The 11,503-nt window shown below is 34.3% G+C and carries 12 protein-coding genes and 2 pseudogenes; 10 read left to right on the top strand and 4 right to left on the bottom strand.

What is annotated here, in order from left to right; all coding sequences use genetic code 11:
* The 5 genes and pseudogenes from WGMM_RS06005 to WGMM_RS05440 all read left to right on the top strand — a co-directional run.
* A pseudogene (locus WGMM_RS06005) lies at positions 1-82 on the top strand (carboxyl transferase domain-containing protein); the annotation flags it as partial.
* 25 nt (positions 83-107) lie between these two features.
* On the top strand, positions 108-443 hold the full coding sequence (locus WGMM_RS06330; RefSeq protein ID WP_038248442.1) for a hypothetical protein: 336 nt from the start codon (positions 108-110) through the stop codon (positions 441-443).
* Positions 436-1,362 carry a hypothetical protein gene (locus WGMM_RS00630; protein ID WP_240991801.1) on the top strand — a complete coding sequence of 309 codons (927 nt, stop codon included), beginning with the start codon at positions 436-438 and terminating at the stop codon, positions 1,360-1,362. Before WGMM_RS06330 ends, WGMM_RS00630 begins: the two co-directional genes overlap by 8 nt.
* 174 nt (positions 1,363-1,536) lie before the next feature.
* A complete protein-coding gene (locus WGMM_RS00625) occupies positions 1,537-2,055 on the top strand; it encodes an IS630 transposase-related protein (protein ID WP_038248440.1) in 519 nt (172 codons plus the stop codon).
* Complete coding sequence (locus WGMM_RS05440; protein WP_081818045.1) at positions 2,048-2,383, top strand: transposase; 336 nt, start codon at positions 2,048-2,050, stop codon at positions 2,381-2,383. The genes WGMM_RS00625 and WGMM_RS05440 overlap by 8 nt, the downstream gene beginning before the upstream one ends.
* A 416-nt stretch (positions 2,384-2,799) precedes the next feature.
* On the opposite strand, the gene ubiB is transcribed toward WGMM_RS05440, so the two are convergent.
* Both ubiB and WGMM_RS00615 read right to left on the bottom strand, forming a co-directional pair.
* Positions 2,800-4,230, bottom strand: coding sequence for a 2-polyprenylphenol 6-hydroxylase (ubiB, locus tag WGMM_RS00620; protein ID WP_038248437.1), 1,431 nt, complete (start codon positions 4,228-4,230; stop codon positions 2,800-2,802).
* Entirely contained in the window at positions 4,227-4,967 is a 741-nt protein-coding gene (locus WGMM_RS00615; protein ID WP_038248434.1) for a metal ABC transporter ATP-binding protein, read from the bottom strand. The genes ubiB and WGMM_RS00615 overlap by 4 nt, the downstream gene beginning before the upstream one ends.
* Between WGMM_RS00615 and WGMM_RS00610 the strand changes: the two genes are divergently transcribed.
* Positions 4,959-5,840, top strand: a complete 882-nt coding sequence (locus tag WGMM_RS00610; RefSeq protein WP_038248431.1) for a zinc ABC transporter substrate-binding protein — start codon at positions 4,959-4,961, stop codon at positions 5,838-5,840. The genes WGMM_RS00615 and WGMM_RS00610 overlap by 9 nt on opposite strands.
* Positions 5,841-5,896: 56 nt before the next feature.
* Here WGMM_RS00610 and WGMM_RS00605 read toward each other — a convergent pair whose 3' ends face one another.
* Both WGMM_RS00605 and rpmG read right to left on the bottom strand, forming a co-directional pair.
* Positions 5,897-6,172, bottom strand: a complete 276-nt coding sequence (locus tag WGMM_RS00605) for a helix-turn-helix domain-containing protein (RefSeq protein WP_010082632.1) — start codon at positions 6,170-6,172, stop codon at positions 5,897-5,899.
* A 25-nt stretch (positions 6,173-6,197) separates the two neighbouring features.
* Positions 6,198-6,398, bottom strand: coding sequence for a 50S ribosomal protein L33 (rpmG, locus tag WGMM_RS00600; RefSeq protein WP_015589280.1), 201 nt, complete (start codon positions 6,396-6,398; stop codon positions 6,198-6,200).
* Between the two features lie 151 nt (positions 6,399-6,549).
* Here rpmG and WGMM_RS00595 point away from each other — a divergent pair, with 151 nt between their 5' ends.
* From WGMM_RS00595 to WGMM_RS00580, 4 genes and pseudogenes are all read left to right on the top strand, one after another.
* The gene (locus tag WGMM_RS00595) at positions 6,550-8,322 is read left to right on the top strand and encodes an Rne/Rng family ribonuclease (protein ID WP_038248428.1); all 1,773 of its coding nucleotides are present in this window, start codon (positions 6,550-6,552) and stop codon (positions 8,320-8,322) included.
* 86 nt (positions 8,323-8,408) lie between these two features.
* On the top strand, positions 8,409-10,331 hold the full coding sequence (gene dnaK, locus WGMM_RS00590) for a molecular chaperone DnaK (RefSeq protein ID WP_038248425.1): 1,923 nt from the start codon (positions 8,409-8,411) through the stop codon (positions 10,329-10,331).
* Between the two features lie 70 nt (positions 10,332-10,401).
* On the top strand, positions 10,402-10,668 hold the full coding sequence (locus WGMM_RS00585; RefSeq protein ID WP_038248444.1) for a BolA family protein: 267 nt from the start codon (positions 10,402-10,404) through the stop codon (positions 10,666-10,668).
* A gap of 25 nt (positions 10,669-10,693) precedes the next feature.
* Positions 10,694-11,503, top strand: a pseudogene (locus tag WGMM_RS00580) (trans-sulfuration enzyme family protein); the annotation flags it as partial.

Here is an 11,503-nt window from a genome sequence, read left to right as displayed (position 1 = left end):
AGAATACAATAATATAATACAACACGGAGCGAAACTGCTTTACGCTTACGCTGAAGCGACCGTGCCGAAAATTAGCCTTATCAAGAATTTTAAAAAAAATTGATCTCTTGGAACAATTAGAAGAAGATTTCAGAAAAAATAATATTTTAAAAGATTCTTTAAATTTAGAACAAAGTGAAAAGAGCCAAGGAAAAGATAGACCACACGAAGTGAGTTTGGAAGGTAGAAAGCAAAAGGAAGGTACTTTTGAGCTGCGAAAAGAAGAACAGCCGAAAGAAAAATTAGGCGGTAATCGCATGAGGCAAATAAAGCGACCAACAACAGCACCTCCGGCTGCTCCAGATTCTAGGAAGGTACGCTTTAAATCAGAAATATCCTCAGATGGAGAAAGCAAGGCAAAGTCTACATCTTCTTTTCTAAAAGGAGCTAATAGTTTTGCCTGATGCTAAGGAAAATCCTTCTGTGGATTCAGGCTATGAAAGTTCATTAGATCAGGGGTCTGAATATGAAGACATATCAAATTATCAAGAGAAAAAGCAAAAGGAAAATCCTTTATATGAGCAGAGAGAAGATTCAGGCTATGGAAGTTCATTAAATGAAGAGTCTGTATACAAAGAGATATCAAATTATCAAGAGAAGAAGAGTAAAATTTTAAGAGAAAATTCGCAGAGTTCAAAATCGCCCAAAGAAGAGCCAATTTATGCAATAGTTCCTAAAGAACATATAGAAGCAAAAAGAGAACGTAAGCAGAAACAACAACCTCAAGCCCTCGTACCACCAAAACCACCGCAAGTGCCAAAAAAAATGTTTACTACTGGTCAAGAAGTTAGACAAGAATCGAAAGTGGTAATCAAAGATAAACCTGCAGTACCGCCAAAGCCTAAAAATCTAAGCCGTGCTAATCAAAAAGTAAGCACAGAGCCAAAAGTAGTAGGAGTAATTCTTAAAAAATCAGCTGAAAGAGTACCACTAAAATCTGAAAATCAAGACAATAGGAAATCAGCACAAAAAGCTGCTGGTAAGGCGATACCAAAAGTAGCAGCAGCTACTATGAAAGGAGGAGCTAATCGCGAGATGGGCAGTAAAGTAAAGGCATTAAAAGAAAAATTTGAGCAAAATCAAGCAAAAGGAAATGCTAATGTACAGCTTGCTGAAAGCAAAACCACTCCAGCAGCACAAGCGGATATCGGTGTGAAGAAAAAACAATCTCATTCATTTCTAACAGAGAATAAAAGATCTGCAACGAAACACGTAACAGCAAAATCTGATCCAAAATCTCATGTCAGCAAAAATTCCCTTCTCACGCATGCAAATATAAAGGAAATGGTTGCACAAATTGAGAAAGGAAAAGGAGGAAGATAGTAACATTTGGGAAAAAAACATATATGTCAAGTCAAGAGATTGTGAGCAAATTTAGGAAATTATAGCTAAACTGACTTAGATTTACCGACAATTTGAAAAACCGTCATTCCGCTAACTATAGTATTTTCGAAAGCGAATGATAAAGATATATGTTTTTTTAAAGTAGGGAAAGCGATGGTATATAGTGTATATTTAAGGGAAAAAACAGTGTCTTTGGTAGAAAAAGGAAAGTCAAAGAGAGTTGCAGAGGTTTTTGAGATAGGGATAGCAACACTATATAGATGGCTAAAAAAGAAAGCTACTGGCCAAGGCCTCAAAGCGGTAAAAAGTACTGGTTTTATTCGAAAAATAGATCCAGAAATACTCAAAGAATATGTCAAAAAACACCCAGATCACACACTAGCAGAAATGAAACAAAACCTTGGCTTTGGGATAAGTGCAATTTGGTATAGATTAAGACAGCTAAAAATAACCTTTAAAAAAGTCACATTCTATCAAGAGCGCAATCAAGAAGATAGGCAGCAATTTATCGATAAAGTCTCAAAAATAGACCACTGTAGCATTTTATATATAGATGAAGCAGGAGTTGATAATAGACTATACCGAGAATATGCACGAGCTCCAAGAGGAGAAAAAATATATGCTGATGTTCCAGGAAAAAAGCGGGAAAGAGTGAGTATAATAGGTGGATGAGAAGTTTATTGCACCAATGACCTTCACAGGAGGGTGTAATAAAGATATATTTAATGTACGGTTAGAGCGAAGATTACTTCCGCAATTACAGCGTGATACAACCATAGTTATGGATAATGCTACATTCCATAAAACTCCCAAAACAAAGTCATTAATAGAGTCTTTTGGCTGTCATTTGCTTTATCTTCCAACATATTCACCTGATCTAAATCCGATAGAGCATTGTTGGCACACCATCAAAAGTTGCCTCAGACCTCTAATGCATCAATGTACAGACTTACACCTTTTAGTTGGTAATACCATTTTAGACGTTTATCAATCGTTTTAGAAAATACTATATTTGAAATAGCACAGTTACTCACCCCATAAATTTGGTGCTCTCTTTCAATCAAAGGTGTCTTGCTGCTTGAAATGTTTTCTTTGTAAAAATTTGGCTTATCTATATATCATCTCATTCAAACAGCATTAACATAACTTATGCCTTTTTTAGATGTAGAAATTTTCTAGGAATTGTCTTTTTGAATTCTATGGTATTTTGTTTAACATTGAAACAAGAGGCCAGTGTCACGCACTGGCATGACACCCATTTGTTCCTATAGTTGTCTTTTCTCGTCTACCTTATTTTGCCACTCTGCTGAACAGATACATAAAGAAAGTGAAAAATTGGACATTCTCAACTCGGCTCCTGCAGATTAAAAATTAAGTTGAATAAAAATTGGATTTGACGCAGTTTTTTCCCATAGTTTAAGAAATTAAAAGTTTAACGATTAGAATTATAATTACAAACCACAATAAAAAATAGACTTTTCCATTTGATTTACTTTTAATTAGGATTTTTTCTAATTTTTTACCAGCTATTAGGTTTAATTTTTCTATAAGGCTAAATATCCCTTGGATTGTTTTTACAGGATAAGAACTTCTAATTTTTTCCCTATACCCTATTTTACTTTCATGTTGACTGCTTATCCACGCTTCAACTACTTTCCACATATTGATTTCTGGGTAGATCTTTCTACATGTCCCTTCCAGTAAAATCATAGTTTTCTGCAGCAATAACAATTGTGTTTGAACTTTCATATCAAAATCACCAGTTATTTTTAATAGCTGAGCAAGTAAACTAGCAAATGAAATCTTCTGTATAGGCTGCCCAATAATGGGTTCACCTATTGCCCTGCAAGCTGTGACAAAATTTCTATGCTGTGATGAAACGTAACCAGCTTTAAAGTGCATTTTTGCAACGTGATCATAATCCCGATTTAAAAAGCCTTTGAGTATCTCTATAACGTAATAGCATGTCTCACGATCTATTCTACCCATGATTCCACAATCCAGAGCAATAATATTGTTATTACTATCAACCATTAGATTTCCAGGATGCATATCAGCATGAAAAAAATAATCCCTGTATACCTGATTACAAAACGATTCTATAAGATTGATAGCTATTTGCTTATGATTATTCAGTTTTTCAACTTCGTATATTGGCGTTGCTTCTATCCATTCTAATGTTAAAACCTTTTTTGCAGTTCTATTCCAATCTATTTCAGGTACATAAAAACCTCTGTCATTTTTTGTGTTTTTCTTTAGTTCCGAAGAGTGAGCAGCTTCAAAACGTAGATCTAACTCTAATCGGCAAATTTCAGCAAAAGTTTTAACTAATTCAATTGGCCTCAGCCTTTTTGATTGTTCGCTAAATTTTTCTGCAATTTCTGCAAGCCAAGAAAGCATTTTTATATCTCTTGAGAATGTTTTCTCAATATTTGGCCTTAAAACCTTCACAGCAACTTCCTTACCCTCAGTTGTAACCGCTCTATGCACCTGAGAAATCGATGCTGCTGCAATTGGCTTTTCAGAAAAGCTTGAAAAAATGTCGCTCAATTTACAATTAAACTCACTTTCTATAGTTTTAACTGCTATTTTATGTGAAAATGATGGCAATCTATCACATATCAATAACAAGTTATTTGTTATATCTTCATTTAAAACATCAGTACGTGATGAGATAGACTGCCCAAACTTAATGAACACCGGACCTAATTTTTCAAGAGCACACTTTAGCTTGTGGCCTTGTATTTTATTTATTGATTTTTTTGATGGTGGAAGTAAATAAGGTAATATATTGTAACGCGTCAGCACCGTAGTTATGTGCAGAAGACGCAAAATATTTTGAATCATTTCGCTGCGTAACTGCTAAATATTTCATTTACGGTTCTATTTTTCATAATCTCATCAGGCTTGCCTTGGCAATAGATAGTATTATTTATACAAATTATGTAATCTGAGGATGGTAGAGCAGAGTTAAGATCATGAGAAGTCATAAGAATCGATACCAATCGTTTTTTTGCTATTTTATTTATAATATCATAAAATTTAGCCCGCGCGTTAATATCCATTGCACTAACTGGTTCATCTAGAATGATCAAGTCAGGCTCTGCAATTAAACAACGTGCAAGTAGCAATAATTGTGTTTGCCCTGCAGAAATTTCTAACACTTGATTCTTCAAAATGTTACCGATACCAACCAACTCTATCGTTTCTGTAATAATGGATTGATTTTTCTTTAGTCTTTTCAAGGAGCTATTTAAAAGGAAATATTCAACTGTTATTGGCATCAAATTACTAATACTAAAATTTTGCGGCATATAGCCAATTTTTATGTTGTCAGCAAATACGATATTACCGGTACAGCTTTTATTTATGCCAGCAATTGCTTTCACTAAAGAGGTTTTACCTCCACCATTTGGACCAAGTATTGTAATTATGTCTCCTCTTTCCATGAACATATTGATATTGTCAAGGATTCTTTTACCATCATATGTGAGAGCAAGATTTTCTATTTTTAGAACACGATTATTGACATTATTCAATTTATTGACAAAATTTAACTTCTTCTCAACGTTTATATGAGACATTTACTGACTTTTTTTCTATTATTTTCATTTACACTATACTATAATATCGCCTTTTCATCCAATTTAAAAGTTGTAGCTACAATCAAACCTATCCACTCACTTGTAGCTTCTATTACAGAAGGGATTTTAGAACCGGAATTGCTTGGCTATGCAACATCTGCGCATAATTATATATTAAAGCCATCTGATGCGAGTAATTTAGAATCAAGTGACGTTATATTTTATGTTGACGATAACTTAGAGACGTTTGTTCAAACTTTCGCCAAAAATAATAAGGAACTAGTGCAATTGTCAAAGGCAATCAACCTACTTCCTACTCGGCCACATTCATTTTCTAGAAAAATTACTCACATTAAAGATGAAAAAGATTTACACATTTGGCTGAGTCCCGAAAATGCAAAGAGCATGATACTTTCTGTAAGTGCAACATTGTCTAACATAGATAAGGAAAATTCCCATCGATACAACTCTAATGCAACAAAAGCTATAAAAAAAATAGACCAAGAAGTAAAAGAAATCATGAAAGAACTGAATGATTTTAAAAATCAAAAATATATCGTCACTCACGATGCTTATCAATATTTTGAAAAATATTTTGGTTTAAATCACCCAAGCGCCATTCTTTCCATAGAAGAGGATTCTTACATAGGTATGAGGAGTTTAATGAAGCTAAAAAAGATAATGAAGGAAGAAAACGTTAAATGTATATTTGCTCATTCACAGGAAGACAGCATAAAGCCTAATGCTCTTTCTAATGACGCAAAAATGGCAGTTCTTGATCCTATTGGATCAGACATAGAGCCTGGAAAAGATGCATATCTAGCTATAATCAATAACATTGCACAAAATTTTAAGTCTTGTTTTGTTGAGTAATAAGTTCCCTTTTAGCTTACTGTTTTATTGTTCTGCATTTATTTGTCCTTTACATATTATGCAGGTTTAGAATTATGCTTTATTCTTACGTTTATGTCTTGGCCCAATACAATCAATAAGTTAAGCAAGTATTCTAAGGAGAACCCTTCGATTTTTGACCTATTGATTTGAGATACTTTAGGTTGATCAATCTTTAGAGCGTTTGCTGCTTTTTTCTGTGTTGTGTACTTCTTACTTATTAATTGTGCAATGACCTTTATTAATTTCAGCTTTGTATCTTTCACATCCCCCAACTCTACTATTATAGGATAACTTAATTGTAAATTTTGCATAATAATAAAATCCCTTATAAAAAAATTACTTTAGTTTTTCTTCTTTAAATAACACATGCCTTCTGACTACTGGGTCATACTTCCTAAACTCCAGTTTTTTGGTAAGCTTTTTTGGATTACGCTTTTTTACATAAAAATAACCTGTTGATTTTTCTTCACCAGTTTTTGTTGTCTTGATTGCAGTGCTAACTAACTTAACGAGCAAAGAAGCATTTTTTTTCGCCATACTTATAATGATATAATAAAATTCTATGCGAGTTTATTACGCAAAACACTAAAAGTCAACCGAATAATGCAGATCGTAAAAATTCTTGACAATCAACAGTGCATTAAGTAGCATGAAGTTAACTTCAAAGTGAAAAGCAAACGGTAAATAAGTGGTAAATAGTGGTAAAAGGTTATTATTGATAGAAAATTCCACCTGTTCTAATGAGGTAAGAGTTGCCTTGTCAGTTAATAATAAGGTTGTAGAATTTGAACAAGAATTCAAGGAAAAAAAACAATTAAGAGGTAATATATACGTTGCTTATATAAAGCGTATAGAGCCTTCTTTGCAAGCCGTATTTATCGAATATGGAAAAAATAAGCAAGGTTTTTTGTCTTTTTCCGAGATATCTCTAGATTACTTCAATATTCCAGAAAAAGAAAAGGAAACTATCTTTGAGAGCTACTCAAATGACGATTATACAGAAAAAGGGAACGATACCATAGCAAATGTCTCTTCAGATTCTGCAGCTAGTAAGAATGTCAACGAGTCAGGTAGTGGTTTTGTAAGAGAGGTACCTTTATATAAAAAACACAAATTACAAGATGTTATTTCAGTAAATCAAAAAGTATTGGTTCAGCTAACTAAAGAGGAACGAGGCAATAAAGGAGCTTCATTTACAACATACATAACTTTAGTGGGTAGATACTGTGTTTTCATGCCAAATTCCATGAGTAAAGGTGGAGTGTCTCGCAGAATTGAAGATGCTAATGTCAGAAAGCAGTTAAAGGAGATACTGAGTTCAATAAACTTGCCAAAAAGGTCAGGTTTAATAGTAAGAACTGTTGGTTCAGGAAAAAATAAGAAAGAAATTGAGCAGGATTACAATTACTTATCCTCATTATGGCAGAGCATTCAAAAAAATGCCTTCTCTGTAAACGTTCCATCATTAATTTACAATGAAGCAGATGTAATTATGAGATCTGTTCGTGATTTTTGTAGCGATGGTATAGAAGTTATAGTGTCTGGAAAGGAAGCTTTTGAGGCAGTTAGGCAATATGCTAACAATGCACTAAAAGGTAGTAAGTTGCACTATAGATTGTATAGAGGTTATGCTCCGATCTTTACTTACTACGGAATCGAAGATCAAATTTCTGAGTTATATAGCAATAGAGTAGAATTGCCATCTGGTGGGTCTTTGATAATAACTTTAACTGAGGCGTTTGTTTCGATAGACGTGAATTCAGGAAAGATGACAGGAGAAGATAGCATAGAAGAAACAGCTTATAGAACCAACATGGAAGCAGTACCTGAAATATCAAGACAGGTGAATCTTAGGGGCCTATCAGGATTAATAGTAGTCGATTTTATTGATATGTTGAAATATCAGTATTGCAGAGCTGTTGAGTCTGCTATAAAGCAAGCGTTTAAAGATGATAAAGCTAAAGTTCAATTTAGCTACATAAATGACTTTGGTTTAATGGTATTTTCAAGACAAAGAATTAAACCAAACATACAAGAAACTAATACTACAGAGTGTTTACACTGCAAAGGTACTGGAAGAGTAAAATCAAACGAAGTAATTGTTTCATCAATACTAAGGGATTTACAATGTATTGCTAACAAGAATCGAAATAAGTCTTTTGATTTAGTAGCACACAGTGCAGTTATAGCGCACATTTTTAATAACAAACGCAATACAGTTTCTACAATCGAAAAAGAGTTTAATATTACATTGAACGTTAGTATTGATAACAGTTTAGATATAAATACATTTGTTTTAAAACAAGGAGATGATGTTAATTTAAACGGTTATAAGCCGTTACAGAACTCTGGATACCAAATTGGGGATAGCAGCAATGAAGAAGCTGATAATTCAAATAAACTACGAGGCAATTTTTGGCTGACTAAGTGGCTTTCGCGCCTTTTAAGTTCTAATAACTAATTAGAAACCTAAATTGGGCTTGTAATTAATGAGCCCTATACTTATATATTCTTATATCGGATAATATTTACAATGGGGTACTCATTATGGGAAGAGCAATAGGCATAGATCTCGGAACAACAAATTCTTGTGTTGCAATAGTGCAGGGCAAGGATACAAAGGTAATAGAAAATAAAGAAGGGGCAAGAACTACTCCATCTATAGTTGCATTGACTTCTTCAGGAGAAAGGTTGATTGGTGCTCCAGCAAAAAGGCAAGCAACCACCAATGCAAGTAATACCTTTTTTGCTACTAAGAGATTGATAGGCCGTCAATATAGTGATCCTGAGATGAAAAATCTAAGTGTACCATACAAAGTATTTGCAGCAAAAAGTGGTGATGCATGGGTTAAAACAACTGATAATAAAGAATATTCTCCTAGTCAAATTGGTGCATTTATACTACAAAACATGAAAGAGGCAGCAGAAGCTTATCTTGGAGAGGAAGTAAAAGATGCTGTGATAACAGTGCCGGCATACTTCAACGACTCTCAACGTCAAGCAACAAAAGATGCAGGAAAAATTGCCGGATTAAATGTACTCAGAATAGTAAATGAACCGACTGCTGCAGCACTTGCTTATGGTCTTGATAAGAAACATGGGCACACAATAGTAGTATATGACCTTGGTGGCGGTACATTTGACGTTTCAATACTTGAAATAGGTGATGGAGTTTTCGAAGTGAAAGCAACAAACGGTGATACCCATCTTGGAGGTGAAGACTTTGATAATGGAGTAGTGAGTTATTTACTAGATGAATTCAAGAAAAGTAATGGCATTGATTTGAAAAATGATCCAATGGCTATGCAAAGAATCAAAGAAGCTGCTGAAAAAGCGAAAATTGAATTATCAAGTGCAATGGAAACGGAAATAAATCTACCGTTTATTACAGCTGATGCAAGTGGTCCAAAACACTTAAATATGAAATTAACGAGAGCAAAACTTGAAAGCTTAGTGAATGATTTAATCGAAAGAACTATGGCTCCTTGTAAAAAAGCTCTTGAGGATGCTGGTTTGTCTGCTAGTCAAATTGGCGAAGTGGTTCTTGTTGGTGGCATGACTCGTATGCCAAAAGTCATAGAGAAAGTTAAAGAATTCTTTGGCAAAGATCCACATAGAGGAGTTAACCCTGATGAAGTTGTAGCAATTGGAGCTGCAATACAGGCGGGGATCATTCAAGGTGATGTAAGAGATGTGTTACTACTTGATGTGACCCCACTTTCTCTTGGTATTGAAACTCTAGGAGGAGTATTCACTCCACTTATTGAGCGTAATACTACAATTCCTACTAAAAAATCTCAGGTGTTTTCAACTGCAGAAGATAACCAAACAGCTGTTACAATTAAGGTGCATCAGGGTGAAAGAAAACTGGCAGTTGATAATAAGCTACTCGGTCAGTTTAGTTTGGAAGGGATACCTCCTGCTCCGCGCGGAAGGCCACAAATTGAAGTGACATTTGATATAGATGCAAATGGAATAGCACACGTTTCTGCAAAAGATAAAGCTACTGGAAAAGAGCAAAAAATACGCATTCAATCTTCAGGTGGTTTATCTGATGATGAAATAAATCGCATGGTAAAAGAAGCTGAAGAAAAAGCGCAAGAAGATGAAAAGCGCAAAAAGTTTATTGAAGTGAAGAATCAAGCGGACGGCTTAGTCCATTCTACAGAAAAGTCTCTGACAGAGTATGGTGATAAAGTTTCACCAGAAGATAGATCTGCTATTGAAAATGCAGTTAACGAATTAAAAGAAGTTAGTAAATCTGATAACATTGATGACGCTGATTCAATACAGCAGAAAGTCACTAATCTTTCTCAATTATCTATGAAACTTGGAGAAGCTATGTATCAAGCATCTCAACAAAATAGTGCTGAAAATGGCTTTTCATCAGAAGGAAATCCAAATGATAAAGAGGAAAAAGTAGTAGATTCTGATTATCAAGACATAGATAATAAAGAAGAGAATAAGTAATTGCGATTGTCATCCAAGTAGCTGATACTGGGATAACAAGAGGAGCATATTGTTGCTTAAAGAAACCATTATGGATATTATTAAAACAATAGAAGAAAAGATACGCGATTCGATAGATGTAATTGATATCAACATTATCGATGAATCAGCAAAGCATGCTGATCATTATTTTGCTTCGTCTTCAACATTACCTTCGCACATTAAATTAATATTAATATCTGACGGCTTTATTGGAATGAGCGTTCTAAAAAGACACAAGTTAATTTATGAGTTATTGAAGGGTGAGATAGAGCTAATACATGCAATTTCTCTTCACTTATATACGCAGGATGAGTAGAATTTAAAAAATAAATAATAAAAATGTGAAGGAAGAGTCTATATTAGTTAAAAGCAGGAAGAAAATTTAATGACTATAAAGGTTCCATGAACCCGCCAATTTATCATTCTTCTACCATATTATTCCCTACTTACAAGGACTACTTAAATGCAGCAAAATGGAGAAAGTATATACGATGTAATCAACGATGGTGTTGCAAGGGATTATAGCTACAGTAATGTTGGTACTCCTACTGTTCATTATCTTTCAAATGCACTGGCTGAAATTGAAGGGAGTGGACAAGCGCTTATTTATCCTTCCGGACTATTTGCACTTACTTTTGCTATTCTAACTTTCGCTAAAGCAGGCTCGCACGTTTTAATTCAAGATAATAGTTATTATAGGCTTAGGAGGTTTGCAGAAAATGAGCTACCAAAAAGAGGAACAGAAGTAACTTTTTATGATCCAACACAGGATATAGCTGATTTAATTCAGAGTAATACTTCATTGATAATGATCGAGACTCCTGGTTCTGTAACGCTTGAGATTTCGAATATAGAGCATATAGTAAAAGTTGCTAAAGAACGTGGAATTGTAACCGTTTGTGACAATTCATGGGCCACTCCTTTGTTATTTAAGCCGCTTGATTATGGAGTTGATGTTGCACTATATGCGGTGACAAAGTATCTAGCCGGTCACTCAGATTTAGTGATGGGAGCTATGGTTGCTGAAGGTGAAACTTTTAAATTGCTTTATGAGAGCTATAAAAATTATGGAGTAACCATTCAATCGCACGACTGCTACCTTGCACATAGGGGACTAAGAACACTGCATGCACGTATGGCAAGGCACCAAA

Source organism: Wolbachia endosymbiont of Glossina morsitans morsitans, from assembly GCF_000689175.1.
GTDB lineage: Bacteria > Pseudomonadota > Alphaproteobacteria > Rickettsiales > Anaplasmataceae > Wolbachia > Wolbachia pipientis.
The sequence above is the reverse complement of the archived record's forward strand: the minus strand, read 5'-3'. Positions and strand labels throughout refer to the sequence as shown.